The following is a 17046-nucleotide window of genomic DNA, read 5'->3' on the forward strand; positions in this document are numbered from 1 at the left end:
ACACCTGATGAAGCTGGACGGCGACGCCGACAAGATCGTCGCGCGCTACCCGCAGTCCGGCTCGGCCCTGCTGCCGCTGCTGCACCTGGTGCAGAGCGAGGAGGGCTACGTCTCGCCGGCGGGCATCGAGTACTGCGCCGACAAGCTGGGCCTGTCCACCGCCGAGGTCTCGGCGGTGTCGACGTTCTACACGATGTACAAGCGGCGCCCGGTCGGCGACTACCACGTCGGGGTGTGCACCAACACGCTGTGCGCGGTGATGGGCGGCGACGCCATCTTCGCCACGCTCAAGGAGCACCTGGGCGTCGGCAACGACGAGACCACCGAGGACGGCAAGCTCACGCTGGAGCACATCGAGTGCAACGCGGCGTGCGACTTCGCCCCGGTGATGATGGTCAACTGGGAGTTCCTGGACGACATGAACCCCGACAAGGCGGTCCGGGTCGTCGACGAGCTGCGCGCGGGCAAGGAAGTGCACTCCACCCGCGGCCCCGCCCTGTGCACCTTCAAGCAGGCCGAGCGGATCCTGGCCGGGTTCGAGGACCCGCGCGCGGGCGCCGTGGCCGGGGGCGGCGCCGCCGGCCACGCCACGCTGGCCGGTCTGCTCGTCTCGCAGGGCCGGACCCCCACCGGTCCGGCGCTCACCCCGGAGGCGTCCGAGTAATGGCACCCGAACTCACCCCCGTCCTGTCCCGGGGCTGGCTGGACTCCGAGCCCTGGACGCTCGCCGGCTACCAGCGGCGCGACGGCTACACCGCGGTCAAGCAGGCGCTGCGGATGCACCCCGACGAGGTGATCCAGCTCGTCAAGGACTCCGGACTGCGCGGCCGCGGCGGCGCGGGCTTCCCCACCGGCATGAAGTGGGGCTTCATCCCGCAGAACGACGGCAAGCCGCACTACCTGGTGGTGAACGCGGACGAGTCCGAGCCGGGCACGTGCAAGGACATCCCGTTCATGATGGCCAACCCGCACGAGCTGGTGGAAGGCGTGATCATCGCGTGCTACGCGATCCGCGCCAGCCACGCGTTCATCTACGTGCGCGGCGAGGTGCTGCACGTGCTGCGGCGGCTGCAGGCCGCGGTCCGCGAGGCGTACGAGGCCGGGTTCCTCGGCAAGGGCGTCCTGGGCACCGACTTCGACCTCGAACTCACCGTGCACGGCGGCGCCGGCGCGTACATCTGCGGCGAGGAGACGGCGCTGCTGGACTCCCTGGAAGGCAAGCGCGGACAGCCTCGTCTGCGTCCTCCCTTCCCGGCCGTCGCAGGGCTCTACGCCAGCCCCACCTGTGTCAACAACGTCGAGTCCATCGGTTCGGTTCCCGCGATCGTCCGCAACGGCGTGGAGTGGTTCCGGGGCATGGGCAGTGAGAAGTCCCCGGGCTTCACGCTGTACTCGCTGTCCGGCCACGTGAAGCACCCCGGCCAGTACGAGGCCCCGCTCGGCATCACGCTGCGCGAGCTGCTGGACTACGCCGGCGGCGTCCGCCCCGGCCACCGTCTGAAGTTCTGGACCCCCGGCGGCTCCTCGACCCCGATGTTCACCGAGGAGCACCTCGACGTCCCGCTGGACTACGAGGGCGTCGGCGCGGCCGGCTCCATGCTCGGCACCAAGGCGCTGCAGATCTTCGACGAGACCACGTGCGTGGTCCGCGCCGCGCTGCGCTGGACCGAGTTCTACGCGCACGAGTCCTGCGGCAAGTGCACGCCCTGCCGCGAGGGCACCTACTGGCTGGTGCAGATCCTCAAGCGCATGGAGAAGGGCGAGGGCACCGAGGAAGACCTCGGCAAGCTCCTGGACCTGTGCGACAACATCGTGGGCAAGGCCTTCTGCGCCCTCGGCGACGGTGCCGCCGCGCCGATCCAGTCCTCGCTCAAGTACTTCCGGGACGAGTACCTGGAGCACTTCGAACGCGGCGGGTGCCCCTTCGACCCGTCCCTGTCCACCGCGTGGGCCGACGGCCCGCTGTCATTCGCGAGGACCAGCGCATGACCGTGACCACTCAGAACTCCGCAGACAGCGGCAAGGAGGTGGCGGTGCCTACGCCACCTCCCGTCGATCTCGTGACCATCACCATCGACGGCGTCGAACTCCAGGTACCGAAGAACGAGCTGATCATCCGTTCCGCGGAGCGGATCGGCACCCAGGTGCCGCGGTTCTGCGACCACCCGCTGCTGGCCCCGGTCGGCGCCTGCCGGCAGTGCATCGTGGAGGTGGAGGGCCAGCGCAAGCCGGTGGCCGCCTGCACGACCACGGTCGCCGACGGCATGGTGATCAAGACCCAGATGAGCTCGCCGGTCGCCGAGAAGGCCCAGCGCGGGGTGATGGAGCTGCTGCTCATCAACCACCCGCTGGACTGCCCGGTCTGCGACAAGGGCGGCGAGTGCCCGCTGCAGAACCAGGCGATGAGCACCGGCGCCGGGGAGTCCCGGTTCGAGGGCGTCAAGCGCACCTTCCCCAAGCCGATCAACATCTCCAGCCAGGTGCTGCTGGACCGTGAGCGGTGCGTGTCCTGCGCGCGCTGCACGCGGTTCGCCGACCAGATCGCCGGCGACCCGTTCATCACCCTGATCGAGCGCGGCTCGGAGCAGCAGGTCGGCATCTCGGTCGCCGAGGACCAGGACTTCGCGTCCTACTTCTCCGGCAACACCGTGCAGATCTGCCCGGTCGGCGCGCTGACCGGCGCGGCCTACCGGTTCCGGTCGCGGCCCTTCGACCTGGTCTCCTCGCCGACCGCCTGTGAGCACTGCGCGGCGGGCTGCTCGCTGCGCACCGACCACCGGCGCGGCAAGGTCACCCGGCGCATGGCCGCCGACGATCCGCAGGTGAACGAGGAGTGGAACTGCGACAAGGGACGCTGGGCGTTCCAGTACGCGCAGGCCCCCGCCGCCAAGCGCATCACCTCCCCGCTGATCCGGGACCGCGAGTCCGGCGAGCTGCGCCCCGCCTCCTGGCCTGAGGCGCTGGCCTTCGCCGCCGAGGGGCTGAACGCCGCTCGCGGCCGGGCCGCCGCCCTGGTCGGCGGTCGGCTGACGCTGGAGGACGCCTACGCCTACGCGAAGTTCACCCGGATCGCGTTGGAGACCAACGACATCGACTTCCGGGCGCGGCCGCACTCCGAGGAGGAGGCCGAGTTCCTGGCGTCCTACGTCGCGGGCTCGGGCCTGGCGACCACGTACGCCGACCTCGACCTCGCCCCGGCCGTGCTGCTCGTCGGCTTCGAGCCGGAGGAGGAGTCGCCGATCGTCTTCCTGCGGCTGCGCAAGAACGTGCTCTCCCGGAGGCTGGCGGTCTCGGCCATAGCGCCCTACGCCACCCGCGGGCTGAGCAAGCTCAAGGGCGCGCTGCTGAAGGCGGCGCCGCTCACGGAGCCGGCGTTCCTGGCGGCGCTGGCCGACGGCGGCCCGGACTCCGGTCTGGACGCCGCAGGCCTGAAGACCGCCGAGGACCTGCGCAGGCCCGGGGCGGTGATCCTGGTCGGCGAGCGGCTCGCCGCCGTGCCCGGGGCGCTCACCGCCGCGGTGAAGCTGGCCGGGGTGACCGGCGCGAAGCTGGCGTGGGTCCCGCGCCGGGCCGGCGAGCGCGGCGCCCTGGAGGCCGGGGCGCTGCCGAACCTGCTGCCCGGCGGCCGCCCGGCCACCGACCCCGAGGCCCGCACCGAGGTCGCCGCCCGCTGGGGCGTCGGCAACCTGCCGGGCGCCTTCGGGCGCGGGACCGCCGAGATCGTGGACACCGCGGTGCACGGCGGGATCGCCGGGCTCGTGGTGGCCGGCGTCGACCCCTACGACACGGCCGACCCGCAGGCGTTCCTGGACGCCCTGGAGCGGGTGCCGCACGTGGTCTCGCTGGAGTTCCGGCACAGCGCGGTCACGGAGCGGGCGCACGTGGTGTTCCCGGTGGCCCCGGTCGCTGAGAAGTCCGGCACCTTCGTGGACTGGGAGGGCCGCGCGCGGTCCTTCGACACGGCGCTGGACGCCGACGCGGTCCAGGCCGCGGGCCTCGGCGAGATGCCGGACCTGCGGGTGCTGGACCGGATCGCGGACGCCATGGACGTGCACCTGGGTCTGCCCACGGTCGGCGCGGCCCGGCACGAGCTGGCGCAGCTGGGCCTGTGGCACCGGGAGAAGACCCCGGCGCTGGCCGGAACCGCCGCCGAACTGCCCAAGCCGGCGGTCGGCGAGGCCGTGCTGGCCACCTGGCACCTGCTGCTGGACGAGGGATCCCTGCAGGCGCACGAGCCGTTCCTGGCCGGCACCCGCAAGCCCACGGCGGTCCACCTGAGCAAGGAGACCGCCTCGGAGATCGAGGCCGCCGAGGGCGACCTGGTCACCGTCTCCAACGAGCACGGCTCGATCACCCTGCCGCTGCGGATCGAAGACCTGGCCGGCCGCGTCGTGTGGCTGCCCACGAACTCCAAGGGCTCGAAGGTCCGCCGCGCGCTGCGCGCGGACACCGGTTCGCTGGTCAAGATCGCACGCGCCGCGACCGAAGTGGAGGCCACCGCATGAGCGCCCTGACCGCGTTCGGGCACCTGGCCGGCGGCCCCTTGGCAGCCGACGCCACCACCCCCGCGAACTACGAGGACCTCTCGTTCTTCGGCCGGGACCCGTGGTGGCTGATCCTGGTCAAGGTGGTCGCGGTCTTCGCGTTCCTGGTCGTCACGGTCCTGATGGCGATCCTGTTCGAGCGCAAGATCGTCGGTTACATGCAGCAGCGCATCGGCCCCAACCGCACCGGCCCCTGGGGCATGCTCCAGTCGCTGGCCGACGGTGTGAAGCTGATGCTCAAGGAAGACATCATCCCCACCGCGGCGGACAAGATCGTCTTCATCCTGGCGCCGCTGATCTCCACGGTCCCGGCGTTCCTGGCGATCGCCGTGGTGCCCTTCGGCCCGGCGAACAACCAGGTGTCGATCTTCGGCCACCGCACGCCGCTGCAGCTGACCGACCTGCCGGTCGGCATCCTGTACGTGCTGGCCGCGACCTCGATCGGGATCTACGGCATCGTGCTGGCCGGCTGGGCCTCCGGCTCGACCTACCCGCTGCTGGGCGGTCTGCGCTCCACCGCGCAGATGATCTCCTACGAGATCGCGATGTCGCTGTCCTTCGTGGCGGTGTTCATCTACGCCGGCACGATGAGCACCTCGGGCATCGTCAACAGCCAGCACAGCTGGTGGAATTGCCTGCCGCTGCTGCCCTCCTTCGTCATCTACGTGGTGTCGATGGTCGGCGAGACCAACCGCGCGCCCTTCGACCTCCCCGAGGCCGAGGGCGAACTGGTCGGCGGGTTCCACACCGAGTACTCCTCGATCAAGTTCGCGCTGTTCTTCCTGGCCGAGTACGTCAACATGGTCACCGTCTCCTCGCTGGCCGTGCTGATGTTCCTGGGCGGCTGGCACGCCCCGTTCGGGCTGGTCTCGGTCTGGCACGGCGCGAACAGCGGCTGGTGGCCGGTGCTGTGGTACGTCATCAAGCTCGTGGTCTTCATGCTGTTCTTCTTCTGGCTGCGGGCCACGCTGCCCCGCCTGCGCTACGACCAGTTCATGAAGCTGGGCTGGAAGGTGCTGATCCCGGCCTCGCTGGTCTGGCTGCTGGCGGTGGCCGTGGTGCGGACCCTGAAGAACCAGGGCGACCTGGACCGCTCGCACCTGATCTACATCCTCGGGCCGGTGGCCGCGGTGGTGGTGATCGCCTGGATCGTCAGCGAGTTGCGCTACCGGCAGACCAGCGCCCTGGAGAAGGCGGAGGAGGCCGCTGAGGCGGCCAAGCCGTTCGACCCGATGGGTGGCGGGTTCCCGGTGCCGCCGCTGCCCGGCCAGCAGATGCCGGCGTTCACGCCGCGCCGCCCCCGGGCGGCCCTGGTGGGCGCCGTGGTCGAGGCCGCCGAACTCGAAGCAGGAGGAGACTCCGATGTCTGACCAAGAGAACCCTTACTCCGGCAAGGAGAAGCCGAAGAACCCGCTCGCCGGGGTCGCGGGGTTCGGCGTCACCTTCTCGACGATGTTCAAGAAGCGGACGACCGAGCAGTACCCCGAGGAGCCCAAGCAGACCGCGCTGCGGTTCCACGGCCGGCACCAGCTCAACCGGCACCCCGACGGCCTGGAGAAGTGCATCGGGTGCGAGCTGTGCGCGTGGGCCTGCCCGGCGGACGCCATCTACGTGGAGGGCGCGGACAACACCGAGGAGGAGCGCTACTCCCCGGGTGAGCGCTACGGCCGCGTCTACCAGATCAACTACCTGCGCTGCATCCTGTGCGGGCTGTGCATCGAGGCGTGCCCGACCCGGGCGCTGACCATGACCAACGAGTTCGAGCTCGCGGACACCTCGCGGGCCAGCCTCATCTACACCAAGGACGAGCTGCTGGCCGGGCTGACCGAGGGCATGGTCGAATCGCCGCACTCGATCTTCCCGGGCATGTCCGCCCAGGACTACTACGAGGGCAAGGTCACCGCGGCCGCGCCGGGCACGGTCCCGCAGCAGCGCAGCTCGGCCAAGCCCGACCCGGACGGGGAGGACGCGTGATGAGCCTTCCGCTCGCTCTTTCCGAGCAGGGCGTCACCTTGGCCGCCGGACTGAGCAAGACCTCCGACGGCGAGGCCTTCCAGTTCTACGTGCTCGGCGCCGTGGCGGTGCTCGGAGCGCTGGGCACGGTCTTCTCCAAGAAGGCCGTGCACTCGGCGCTCTCGCTGGCCATGACCATGATCTGCCTGGCGATGTTCTACCTGGCGCAGGGGGCTTACTTCCTCGGCGTGGTGCAGATCGTCGTCTACACCGGCGCGATCATGATGCTGTTCCTGTTCGTGCTGATGCTGGTCGGCGTCTCCAGCGCCGACTCCCTGGTGGAGACCATCAAGGGCCAGCGCAAGCTGGCGGTGCTGGCCGCGGTCGCGTTCGCGGTGCTGGTCATGGTGGCCCTGGGCCACGCGCGGCTGGGGACCTTCGTCGGGGCCGGACAGGCCAACGCCGGCGGCGGCAACGTCAAGAACCTCGCGGACCTGATCTTCAGCAAGTACTTCTGGGCCTTCGAGGTCACCTCGGCGCTGCTGATCACCGCCGCCGTCGGCGCCATGGTGATGACGCACCGGGAGCGCCTGGTGGCCCGCAAGTCGCAGAAGGAACTGGTCGAGGAGCGCGTGCGCACCGGCAAGCGGATGACGCCGCTGCCGACGCCGGGCGTCTACGCGCGGCACAACGCGGTCGACATCCCCGCGCTGCTGCCCGACGGCTCGGTCGCCGAGGACTCGGTGAACGCCACGCTGCAGGCCCGCACCCCGGTGCGCGACGCGGTCGGCCTGACCGCGGTCACCCGGGAGAACATGGCCGTGCCGCACCAGGGCGACGCTCCGGAACTCGAAAACGCCTCGACGAACGGAGCCGCTGAATGAACCCGGCCAACTACCTGTTCCTGTCGGCGCTCCTGTTCACGATCGGCGCCTTCGGCGTGCTGATCCGCCGGAACGCCATCGTGGTCTTCATGTGCGTCGAGCTGATGCTCAACGCTGTGAACCTGTCGCTGGTGACCTTCTCCCGCATGCACGGCGACCTCACCGGTCAGGTCATCGCCTTCTTCACGATGGTGGTGGCCGCCGCGGAGGTCGTGGTCGGGCTGGCCATCATCGTGTCCGTGTTCCGCACCCGCCGCTCGGCTTCTGTCGACGACGCAAACCTGCTGAAGTACTGAGAGGGCGGAAAGTGTCAATTCGCGGCGCGAAACAGCCTATGAGCGGCGCCTGGCGTCGCCGGGCGGCCCTTACAGCCAACCAGGATGCGCGGGCCACCCGTCTAGCCATGCTTGCTCCTAGGCCGTTTCGCTGGTTTTCGACGTCAGCCGGCGGTCCCGTATACCGCAAATCGCCACTTCCCACCCTCTGAGAGGCGGGCCGAGTAAGCAATGGAAAGTCTCATCTGGCTTGTCCCCGGACTGCCGCTCTTCGGCGCGGCGCTCCTGCTCCTGGGGGGCAAGCGCACCAACGCCTGGGGGCACCTGCTCGGGTGCCTGACGGCGCTGGGCAGCTTCGCCCTCGCGGCGGGGCTGTTCTTCACGATGCTCGGCAAGCACGGCGCCGCGCGGACCATGCACCAGCACCTGTACTCCTGGGTCCCGGTGCCCGGGACGGGGCAGAACCCGTTCCAGGCCGACGTGGCCTTCCAGCTCGACCAGCTCTCGGTGGTCTTCATCCTGCTGATCACCGGGGTCGGATCGCTGATCCACATCTACTCGGTCGGCTACATGAGCCACGACCCGGAGCGCCGGAAGTTCTTCAGCTACCTGAACCTCTTCCTGGCCGCGATGCTGGTCCTGGTGCTGGCCGACAACTACCTGCTGCTGTACGTCGGCTGGGAGGGCGTCGGTCTGGCCTCCTACCTGCTGATCGGGTTCTGGCAGGCCAAGCCGAGCGCGGCGGCCGCGGCGAAGAAGGCGTTCGTCGTGAACCGCGTCGGCGACGTCGGGCTGTCGATCGCGATCATGCTGATGTTCGTCACCTTCGGCTCGTTCAACTTCGGCACGGTCTTCGGCACCGCCGGCGGCGCTTCTAAGGGCACGCTGACCGCGATCGGCATCATGCTGCTGCTGGCCGCCTGCGGTAAGTCGGCGCAGTTCCCGCTGCAGTCCTGGCTCGGCGACGCGATGGAGGGCCCGACCCCGGTCAGCGCCCTGATCCACGCCGCGACCATGGTGACCGCCGGCGTCTACCTGATCGTCCGCTCGCACGCGATCTTCGACCTGTCGCCGACCGCGCGCCTGCTGGTGACCATCGTCGGCGCGATCACGCTGCTGTTCGGTGCGATCGTCGGTTGCGCCAAGGACGACATCAAGAAGAGCCTGGCCGGCTCGACGATGTCGCAGATCGGCTACATGATCCTGGCCGCGGGCCTGGGGCCGATCGGCTACGCGTTCGCGATCATGCACCTGGTGACCCACGGCTTCTTCAAGGCCGGGCTGTTCCTCGGCGCCGGATCGGTCATGCACGGCATGAACGACGAGGTGAACATGCGCCACTACGGGGCCTTGCGGAAGTACATGCCGATCACCTTCGGCACGTTCTTCCTGGGCTACCTGGCGATCATCGGCTGCCCGCCGTTCTCCGGGTTCTACTCCAAGGACAAGATCATCGAGGCCGCCTTCAGCAAGGGCGGCACCTCGGGCTGGATCCTCGGCGGCGCGGCCCTGCTGGGCGCGCTGATCACCGCGTTCTACATGACCCGCATGGTGATCATGACCTTCTTCGGCGAGAAGCGCTGGGTGGAGGACGCCGACGGTCACGAGCCGCACCCGCACGAGTCGCCGCTGTCCATGGGCCTGCCGATGCTGCTGCTGGCCGTCGGTTCGGTGGCCGCGGGCTTCCTGTTCTCCATGAACTCCGCGTTCGTGAACTGGCTGGAGCCGGTGACCGGGCCGCGCGAGGAGGGCAAGCTGCCCGGCGGGCTGAACTCCACGACGCTGTCGATCATCACGCTGGCCGCGGTGGCCGTGGGCGTGGCGTTCGCGATCATGAAGTACGGCACCCGCAAGGTCCCGGCCGTCGCCCCGCGCGGCAGCTTCATCACCGTGGCGGCCCGCAAGGACCTGTACGGCGACGCCTTCAACGAGGCGGTGCTGATGCGCCCCGGCCAGTACCTGACCCGCACCCTGGTCTACACCGACAACCGCGGCGTGGACGGGGCGATCAACGGCCTGGCCGCGCTGGTCGGCGGGACCTCGGGCCGGCTGCGGCGGCTCCAGACCGGATTCGTCCGCTCCTATGCCCTGTCCATGTTCGGGGGCGCGGCGGCCCTGGTCGCCGCGATCCTCTTCGCGAAGCTCTAAAGGGAGAGATGGAGATGAGCAGCTTTCCCTGGTTGACCACGATGGGCGTGGTCCCGCTGGTCGGGTCCGCGCTGGTGGCCACGTTGCCGAAGGAGCGGAGCGAGGCCGCCAAGAAGATCGCGCTGACCTTCAGCGTCGCCACCTTCGGCATCGCCGCGGCGATGGCCTCGCAGTTCAAGAAGGGTGGCGCCCGGTTCCAGTTCATCGAGAGCCACCACTGGATCAAGGCCTTCAACATCAACTACGGCCTCGGGGTCGACGGCATCGCCCTGGTGCTGATCCTGATGACCACGGTGCTGATGCCGGTGGTGCTGCTGGCGGCCTGGAACGACGCCGACGAGGCGCAGGTCGACGGCCGCCGCTCGGTGCGCGCCTACTTCTCGCTGTACCTGCTGCTGGAGACCATGATGATCGGGGTCTTCGCGGCCACCGATCTGTTCCTGTTCTACGTGTTCTTCGAAGCCATGCTGATCCCGATGTACTTCCTCATCGGAGGGTTCGGCGGACCGCAGCGCTCCTACGCCGCTGTGAAGTTCCTGCTGTACTCGCTGTTCGGCGGCCTGTTCATGCTGGCCGCGCTGATCGGCCTGTACGTGGCCTCGGGCAAGCACCTGGGCACCGGGACCTTCGACTTCCAGACGCTGGCGAACGCGGTGAGCTCCGGCCAGCTGGGCATCAGCTCGGGTCTGGCCAAGGCGCTGTTCCTCGGGTTCTTCGTGGCCTTCGCCGTGAAGGCCCCGCTGTTCCCGTTCCACACCTGGCTGCCCGACGCCGCCGCCGAGGCCACGCCGGGCTCGGCGGTGCTGCTGGTCGGCGTGCTGGACAAGGTCGGCACCTTCGGGATGCTCCGGTACTGCCTGGAGCTGTTCCCCGGCGCCTCGAAGTTCTTCACGCCGCTGGTGATCGGGATGGCGATCGTCGGCACCATCTACGGTGCGCTGCTGGCCATCGGCCAGACCGACATCAAGCGCCTGATCGCCTACACCTCGATCTCGCACTTCGGACTGATCACCCTCGGGGTGTTCGCGATGACCTCCCGGGGCCAGAGCGGTGCCTCGCTCTACATGGTGAACCACGGCCTGTCGACCGGAGCGCTGTTCATCGTCGCCGGCTTCCTCATCTCCCGGCGCGGCTCGCAGCTGATCGACGACTACGGAGGCGTGAACAAGGTCGCGCCGAAGCTGGCCGGCGTGTTCCTGATCGCCGGGCTGTCCTCGCTGGCGCTGCCGGGCCTGTCCTCCTTCGTCTCGGAGTTCCTGGTCCTGGTCGGCACCTTCGAGCGCTACAAGGCGGTGGCGATCGTGGCCACCACCGCGATCATCCTGGCCGCGCTGTACGTGCTCTGGCTCTACCAGCGGACCATGACCGGCCCGCTGAAGGCCGGGCTGGAGGGCATGAAGGACCTGCGCACGCGTGAGGTGATCGCCGTGGCGCCGCTGATCGCGCTGATCATCGGCCTGGGCTTCTACCCCAAGCCGGTGCTGGACGTCGTGAACCCCTCCGTCAACACCACTCTGCAACACGTTCACAAGCAGGACCCGGCTCCGGCTCTGAACGCGACGCAGACTTCGGAGAAGGTGGACCAGAAGTGAGCGTTCTGACGAGTCTGCTCGCCGCGGCGCCGGGCAGCCCGGCGGCCCCGGGCGCCGGCTCCGCGACGGTGAGCACCTTCACGGCGCCGCAGGTGGAGTACCGGGCGCTGATGCCGATGCTGGTGGTGTTCGGCGCCGCCACGATCGGCATCCTCATCGAGGCCTTCCTGCCGCGCTCGCGGCGCTACTGGGCCCAGGTCGCGGTGTCGCTGGCCGGGGTCCTGGTGGCCCTGGGCTTCGTGATCGCCAATCACGGCATGGCCGAGACCACCGCCGCCGACGCGGTGTCGGTGGACGGCGTCACGCTGTTCCTGCAGGGCACCATCCTGGCGCTGGCGGTGCTGGCGCTGCTGCTGGTGGCCGAGCGCGGCACGGCGATGGTCGACCTCGACGCGTTCACCGCGCAGGGCGCGACCACGCCGGGCTCCGGCGGCGAGCGCGCGGCGGACACCGCCGGGCTGCGGACCACCGAGGTCTACCCGCTGATGCTGTTCTCGATCGGCGGCATGCTGCTGTTCCCGGCCGCGAACGACCTGCTGACCTCCTTCGTGGCGCTGGAGGTGCTGTCGCTGCCGCTGTACCTGCTGTGCGGGCTGGCGCGCCGGCGCCGCCTGCTGTCGCAGGAAGCGGCGATGAAGTACTTCCTGCTCGGGGCGTTCTCCTCGGCGTTCTTCCTGTACGGCATCGCGATGCTCTACGGCTACTCCGGCTCGGTGCGCCTGTCGGACATCGCCGCCTCGATCACCTCGGCCCCGCACTCGGACGTGCTGGTCCTGGTCGGGATCGCGCTGCTGGCGGTCGGGCTGCTGTTCAAGATCGGCGCCGTGCCGTTCCACTCCTGGACCCCGGACGTGTACCAGGGCGCGCCGACCCCGATCACCGGGTTCATGGCCGCGGCCACCAAGGTCGCCGCGTTCGGCGCCCTGCTGCGCATCGCCTACGTGGCGCTGCCGGGCCTGCGCTGGGACTGGCGGCCGGTGCTGTGGGGCGTGGCGATCCTGACCATGCTGGCCGGCGCGATCCTGGCGATCACCCAGCGGGACATCAAGCGGATGCTCGCGTACTCGGCGATCCTCAACGCCGGGTACATCCTGCTCGGCATCGTGTCCACGACCACCAAGGGCGTGAGCGCGACGCTGTTCTACCTGGCGGCGTACGGCTTCGCCACGATCGGCGCGTTCGCCGTGGTGACGCTGGTGCGCGAGTCGGTGCGCGGCGGGTCCGAGGCCGGTGACGGCGGCGACGACGACTCGATCACCATCGGCGGCGAGGCCACGGACCTGTCGGCCTGGGCCGGCCTCGGGCGGCGTTCGCCCTTGTTGGCGGCCTGTTTCACGGTGTTCCTGCTGGCGTTCGCGGGCATTCCGCTGACCTCCGGCTTCACCGGGAAGTTCGCGCTGTTCACGGCGGCGATCGACGGCGGCGCCTGGCCGCTGGTGATCGTCGGTGTGATCGCCTCGGCCGCGGCGGCGTTCTTCTACGTCCGTGTCATCGTCCTGATGTACTTCAGCGAGCCGCTGCGCGAGGAGGGGGCGGGGCCGGTCGTGGTCGTGCCCTCGCCGATGACCACGATCGCGCTCACCGTCTCGGTGGCGCTGACGATCGCGCTCGGCGTCGTCCCGCAGATGGCTCTGGACCTTGCGGACAAGGCGGCGTATTTCGTGCAATAGTGCCCGGCACGCACGGCGATGCCCCGGATCACTTCGGTGATCCGGGGCATCTTTTGTGGTATTCGCCGAGTATGAGGGGCCGCAGGTACGTTGACCGGCCGGGGCGCCTCTCCCTCGAAAGTGCTGCCAGATAACCTAGGACGAACATGTGAAGCACCTGTGACGAACGAGCGCGACCCCGACCCACCGCCCCCACCGCCCCGACCTGGAAGGCCGCCGCAGTGAGTACTCCCGGCACGCTGACCCCGCCGCTTCTTCAGACGACGCAGGGCTGGGGTCCTTTCGGCATCGCCATGCAGCAGGACGAGGGCCTGACCGTGGCCCTGAAGGACGGCCTGCTCCGCGTGGAGGAGGTGCTGCTGAACTACACCCGCAGCGATCACGCCTACATCAGCGAGATCACCTCGCACCTGGCCCAGGCCGGCGGCAAGCGCACGCGGCCGCTGCTGGTGCTGCTGGCCGCGCAGTTCGGCGACCCGGCCGCCCCGGGCATCGTGGAGGCCGCCGTGGTGGTGGAGCTGACCCACCTGGCCACCCTCTACCACGACGACGTCATGGACGAGGCGGCGCTGCGCCGCGGCGTGGCCTCGGCGAACCAGCGCTGGGACAACTCGCTGGCCATCCTGTCGGGCGACTTCCTGTTCGCCCGCGCCTCCACGCTGCTGTCGGAGCTGGGTCCGGACGCGGTGCGGATCCAGGCCGAGACCTTCGAGCGCTTGGTCAGCGGCCAGATCTCGGAGTCGGTGGGCCCCAAGAACGGCCAGAACCCGGTGGACCACCACCTGGAGGTGCTGGCGGGCAAGACCGGCTCGCTGATCGCCACCTCCGGCCGGTTCGGCGCGATCTTCGCCGGCTGCACCGCCGAGCAGGAGCAGATACTGGCGGAGTTCGGCGAGCTGTTCGGCGTCGCCTTCCAGCTCTCCGACGACCTGCTGGACATCGCCTCGGAGTCCGAGCAGTCCGGCAAGACGCCGGGCACGGACCTGCGCGAGGGCGTGCACACCCTGCCGATGCTGATCGCGCTGGCGATGGACGGCTCCGCGGACCCGGAGACCGCGCGGCTGCAGGAGCTGCTGCGGACGGACCTGTCGTCCGACGACGCGGCCTTCTCCGAGGCACTGGGGCTGCTGCGGGCGCACCCGAGCATGGGGCAGGCGCGAGACGTGGTGCGCGGGTACGCGCAGAAGGCGAAGGCGGTGCTGGAGCCGCTGCCGGAGGTGCCGGCGAAGGAAGCGATGCGGGCGCTGTGCGATGTGGTGATCTCGCGGACTACCTGAGCATTTCCGTATACGCGATGCGCGCCGACGACATCTGTCGTCGGCGCGCTTTGTTCGCGGCTTGGTGTACCCGGCCCCGGGCCGTCCTTCAGGCCAGGGCGTCGACGAACTCGGTGAGGATCGCGTCGAACTCGGCCGGGTGCTCCATGTTCGGGTAGTGCGCGGCGTCGTCGATCGTGACCTTGCGGCCGCCGGGGACGCTGTCGGCGAGGCGTTCGGCGTTGTTCCGGTGATCGTCGGAGTCGGAGCCGCCGATCACCGCCAGCACCGGGACGGTCAGCTTGGCCGCGCGGGCCCAGGTGTCGGCGGCGTGCGTGGACCAGTCGCGCTCGTCTGCGGTGTGCTTCATCCAGGTCTTCACGGTCATCTCGCCGACCAGAGCCGGGACCGCCGGGTCGAGGTCGGACAGGACGCGGTGCGGTCCGACGGTGAACTTGTTCCAGACCTCAAGGGCGCCGGGGACGTCGCCGGCGAACAGTGCCGGCCAGACCGCGTCCAGGGTCTTCTGCGTCCAGTCGTCGACGAACTCCGGCTCGCTGGTGCCGGCGCCGCTGACCACCAGGGCGCGGACCAGATCGGGGTGCTCCAGGGCGGTGTCGGTCGCGGTCGCGGCGCCCATCGAGACGCCGACCAGGACGGCCGGTCCGGCGTCCAGGTGGCGGATCAGGGCCGCGACGTCGTCGGTGTGGCGGAAGGGGGCCTCGGCGTTGGTGCTGTCGCCGTGGCCGCGGGCGTCCGGGGCGACGACGCGGTAGCGCGCGGGGAGCGTCGCCAGCTGCGGGGTCCACTGGCGGTGGTCGAGGAAGCCGCCGTGGAGGAGGACGACGAGGGGGCCGCTGCCCTCGTCGCGGTAGGCCAGTCGGCCGCCGTCGGGAAGGGGAACGTGTGGAAGCTCGTTCATGACACCTAAGGTGCCATTCTCGATGGAAGTTGGCAACCTAGGTGTCATACTGGGGCCATGACCGACGAACCGCTCCCGCCCGAGGAACTCGCCGCGCGGTTGGCTGAGGTGTACCTGCTGGTCGGGCCGCTGTATCGGCGCGTGCTGCGCAAGGTGGAGCTCGGCGAGGCGGTCGAGGGCGTCGGCGCCGGGGTGCGCGCGGTGCTGGACATGCTGCGGCTCGGCGGGCCGATGACGGTGCCGCAGATGGGTCGGGCGCAGGCGCTGAGCCGGCAGTTCGTGCAGCGGATGGTGAACGACGCGGCCGAGCGCGGGTTCGTCGAGGCGATCCCGAACCCGGCGCACCGGCGGTCGTCGCTGATCCGGCTCACCGACGCCGGCCGCGGCGCGATCGAGGCGGTGATCGCGCGGGAGCACGTGCTGCTCGGACAGATCGGCGGCGGTGATCTGACTCAGGCCGACGTGGACGCCTGCGTCAAGGTGCTGTCACGGATGCTGGACGCGCTGTCGGATGTGGATGTGGACTGAGCGGACTCGACGTTCTGGCCGGATTCGGCAGCCTGAGCCGGCCGTCGGCGGGCCGTGCGCAGCGCGTCGACCGTCAGCAGCACCAGCGCGACCCAGACGATCAGGAACCCGGCCAGGCGCGCGGGCGGCACGGACTCGTGCTGCACCAGTACGCCGCACAGGAACTGCAGGATCGGTGCCAGGAACTGCAGCAGCCCGACCACCGACAGCGGGAGCCGGTTCGCCGCCGCCCCGAAGCAGATCAGCGGCACCACCGTCACCGGCCCGGCGAGCATCAGCAGCGCGGTGTTCCCGGCCCCGTGGTGCCCGAAGTCGAGCGTCCCCCGCGTCCCGAGCCACACCAGGTACCCGACCGCGGGCACGAACTGCAGCGTGGACTCCACCGCCATGGCCTCCGCAGCCGGCACCGCCGCGACCTTCTTCAGCAGCCCATACGTCCCGAAGCTCCCGGCCAGCACCAGCGCGATCCACGGCGCCTTGCCGTACCCGACGGCCAGCACCAGCACCGCGACCCCGCCGACCCCCACCGCGGCCCACTGCAACCGCCGCAACCGCTCCCGCAGCAGGAACACCCCGAACAGCACGGTCACCAGCGGATTGATGAAGTACCCGAACGCGGTGTCGACAGTGTGCCCATGGTTCACGGACCAGATGTAGACGAACCAGTTGACGGAAATGGCAGCGGCGGCCCCGGCAAGAATCGCCACCTTCCGCGGCGTCCGCACGAACTCCCGCACCCACCCCCACCGAGCACCGCCCCCCGGCACCCGCCGCACACCAAGCAGCACCACCACGGCGAGCAACGACCACACCATCCGGTGCGCCAGAATCTCCCCGGCCCCCGCCGGCTCCAACAACGGCCAGTAGAGCGGAAACAACCCCCAAGCCCCATAAGCCGCGACCCCGAACCCCACCCCGAGCCGCCGCTCAGCGGCGCTCCCGCTCTCTCCCATGGGGGAAGGATAGGGCGGCCAGCTGCTTCTGTCACAGGTGGACCAGGGTTTGGGCTATTACGGCCGCGCGCCGGCTGCCCGCCGACAACTTGCTGCGCGCCGCCGACGCCAAGCACCGCCGCGAACGCCAACGCCAACGCCAACCGCCAACGCCAACGCCAACGCACCCGCACCCGCACACCCGCCCCGCTCGGCGGCCGGCCCAGCCGCCGCCGAGCACCGCCGTGCCGCCGAGCACCGCCGTGCCGCCGAGCACCGCCGTGCCGCCGAGCACCGCCGTGCCGCCGAGCACCGCCGTGCCGCCGAGCACCGCCGTGCCGC

The 17046-nt window shown here is 70.0% G+C and carries 14 protein-coding genes and 1 pseudogene; 12 read left to right on the plus strand and 3 right to left on the minus strand.

Translation table 11 applies throughout. The annotated features are described in order from the left end of the window. Positions 1-7: 7 nt before the first annotated feature. The 11 genes from nuoE to ABH935_RS15140 all read left to right on the plus strand — a co-directional run bounded on the left by nuoE (position 8) and on the right by ABH935_RS15140 (position 14343). Complete coding sequence (nuoE, locus tag ABH935_RS15090) at positions 8-664, plus strand: NADH-quinone oxidoreductase subunit NuoE (RefSeq protein WP_370378511.1); 657 nt, start codon at positions 8-10, stop codon at positions 662-664. Beyond that, the gene (gene nuoF / locus ABH935_RS15095; protein WP_370378490.1) at positions 664-1989 is read left to right on the plus strand and encodes an NADH-quinone oxidoreductase subunit NuoF; all 1326 of its coding nucleotides are present in this window, start codon (positions 664-666) and stop codon (positions 1987-1989) included. The genes nuoE and nuoF overlap by 1 nt, the downstream gene beginning before the upstream one ends. Further along, entirely contained in the window at positions 1986-4505 is a 2520-nt protein-coding gene (locus tag ABH935_RS15100; RefSeq protein WP_370378491.1) for an NADH-quinone oxidoreductase subunit G, read from the plus strand. The genes nuoF and ABH935_RS15100 overlap by 4 nt, the downstream gene beginning before the upstream one ends. A 5-nt stretch (positions 4506-4510) precedes the next feature. Continuing rightward, the gene (gene nuoH / locus ABH935_RS15105; RefSeq protein ID WP_370378512.1) at positions 4511-5914 is read left to right on the plus strand and encodes an NADH-quinone oxidoreductase subunit NuoH; all 1404 of its coding nucleotides are present in this window, start codon (positions 4511-4513) and stop codon (positions 5912-5914) included. Next, a complete protein-coding gene (gene nuoI, locus ABH935_RS15110; RefSeq protein ID WP_370378492.1) occupies positions 5907-6518 on the plus strand; it encodes an NADH-quinone oxidoreductase subunit NuoI in 612 nt (203 codons plus the stop codon). The genes nuoH and nuoI overlap by 8 nt, the downstream gene beginning before the upstream one ends. Further along, positions 6518-7381: an NADH-quinone oxidoreductase subunit J gene (locus ABH935_RS15115; RefSeq protein ID WP_370346867.1), complete on the plus strand. Its 864-nt coding sequence runs from the start codon at positions 6518-6520 to the stop codon at positions 7379-7381. The genes nuoI and ABH935_RS15115 overlap by 1 nt, the downstream gene beginning before the upstream one ends. Continuing rightward, positions 7378-7677, plus strand: a complete 300-nt coding sequence (gene nuoK / locus ABH935_RS15120) for an NADH-quinone oxidoreductase subunit NuoK (protein WP_194917194.1) — start codon at positions 7378-7380, stop codon at positions 7675-7677. Before ABH935_RS15115 ends, nuoK begins: the two co-directional genes overlap by 4 nt. A 210-nt stretch (positions 7678-7887) precedes the next feature. Continuing rightward, positions 7888-9804 carry an NADH-quinone oxidoreductase subunit L gene (gene nuoL, locus ABH935_RS15125; RefSeq protein WP_370378493.1) on the plus strand — a complete coding sequence of 639 codons (1917 nt, stop codon included), beginning with the start codon at positions 7888-7890 and terminating at the stop codon, positions 9802-9804. Positions 9805-9818: 14 nt separating this feature from the next. Then, entirely contained in the window at positions 9819-11396 is a 1578-nt protein-coding gene (locus tag ABH935_RS15130) for an NADH-quinone oxidoreductase subunit M (protein ID WP_370378494.1), read from the plus strand. Between the two features lie 14 nt (positions 11397-11410). Next, positions 11411-13066, plus strand: a complete 1656-nt coding sequence (gene nuoN / locus ABH935_RS15135; protein WP_370378513.1) for an NADH-quinone oxidoreductase subunit NuoN — start codon at positions 11411-11413, stop codon at positions 13064-13066. A 293-nt stretch (positions 13067-13359) separates the two neighbouring features. Next, positions 13360-14343 (plus strand): polyprenyl synthetase family protein, encoded by a 984-nt coding sequence (locus ABH935_RS15140; RefSeq protein ID WP_370378514.1) that lies wholly within the window; start codon positions 13360-13362, stop codon positions 14341-14343. Between the two features lie 88 nt (positions 14344-14431). Here ABH935_RS15140 and ABH935_RS15145 read toward each other — a convergent pair whose 3' ends face one another. Continuing rightward, on the minus strand, positions 14432-15244 hold the full coding sequence (locus tag ABH935_RS15145) for an alpha/beta fold hydrolase (protein ID WP_370378495.1): 813 nt from the start codon (positions 15242-15244) through the stop codon (positions 14432-14434). Positions 15245-15301: 57 nt separating this feature from the next. Between ABH935_RS15145 and ABH935_RS15150 the strand changes: the two genes are divergently transcribed. Beyond that, a complete protein-coding gene (locus tag ABH935_RS15150) occupies positions 15302-15772 on the plus strand; it encodes a MarR family winged helix-turn-helix transcriptional regulator (RefSeq protein ID WP_370378496.1) in 471 nt (156 codons plus the stop codon). On the opposite strand, the gene rarD is transcribed toward ABH935_RS15150, so the two are convergent. Further along, entirely contained in the window at positions 15697-16725 is a 1029-nt protein-coding gene (gene rarD, locus ABH935_RS15155) for an EamA family transporter RarD (protein ID WP_370378497.1), read from the minus strand. The two genes, ABH935_RS15150 and rarD, sit on opposite strands and share 76 nt — an antisense overlap. A 31-nt stretch (positions 16726-16756) precedes the next feature. Further along, positions 16757-17046: pseudogene (locus tag ABH935_RS15160) on the minus strand (hypothetical protein); the annotation flags it as partial.

Source organism: Catenulispora sp. GAS73 (assembly GCF_041262085.1).
Classification (GTDB): Bacteria; Actinomycetota; Actinomycetes; order Streptomycetales; family Catenulisporaceae; genus Catenulispora.

Excerpts from the sequence above, each read along its gene's own strand:
- nuoE (WP_370378511.1), top strand. The coding sequence starts at position 8 with ATGAAGCTGGACGGCGACGCCGACAAGATCGTCGCGCGCTACCCGCAG.
- nuoF (WP_370378490.1), top strand. The coding sequence starts at position 664 with ATGGCACCCGAACTCACCCCCGTCCTGTCCCGGGGCTGGCTGGACTCC.
- ABH935_RS15100 (WP_370378491.1), top strand. The coding sequence starts at position 1,986 with ATGACCGTGACCACTCAGAACTCCGCAGACAGCGGCAAGGAGGTGGCG.
- nuoI (WP_370378492.1), top strand. The coding sequence starts at position 5,907 with ATGTCTGACCAAGAGAACCCTTACTCCGGCAAGGAGAAGCCGAAGAAC.
- ABH935_RS15115 (WP_370346867.1), top strand. The coding sequence starts at position 6,518 with ATGAGCCTTCCGCTCGCTCTTTCCGAGCAGGGCGTCACCTTGGCCGCC.
- nuoK (WP_194917194.1), top strand. The coding sequence starts at position 7,378 with ATGAACCCGGCCAACTACCTGTTCCTGTCGGCGCTCCTGTTCACGATC.
- nuoL (WP_370378493.1), top strand. The coding sequence starts at position 7,888 with ATGGAAAGTCTCATCTGGCTTGTCCCCGGACTGCCGCTCTTCGGCGCG.
- ABH935_RS15130 (WP_370378494.1), top strand. The coding sequence starts at position 9,819 with ATGAGCAGCTTTCCCTGGTTGACCACGATGGGCGTGGTCCCGCTGGTC.
- ABH935_RS15140 (WP_370378514.1), top strand. The coding sequence starts at position 13,360 with ATGCAGCAGGACGAGGGCCTGACCGTGGCCCTGAAGGACGGCCTGCTC.
- ABH935_RS15145 (WP_370378495.1), bottom strand. The coding sequence starts at position 15,244 with ATGAACGAGCTTCCACACGTTCCCCTTCCCGACGGCGGCCGACTGGCC.
- ABH935_RS15150 (WP_370378496.1), top strand. The coding sequence starts at position 15,302 with ATGACCGACGAACCGCTCCCGCCCGAGGAACTCGCCGCGCGGTTGGCT.
- rarD (WP_370378497.1), bottom strand. The coding sequence starts at position 16,725 with ATGGGAGAGAGCGGGAGCGCCGCTGAGCGGCGGCTCGGGGTGGGGTTC.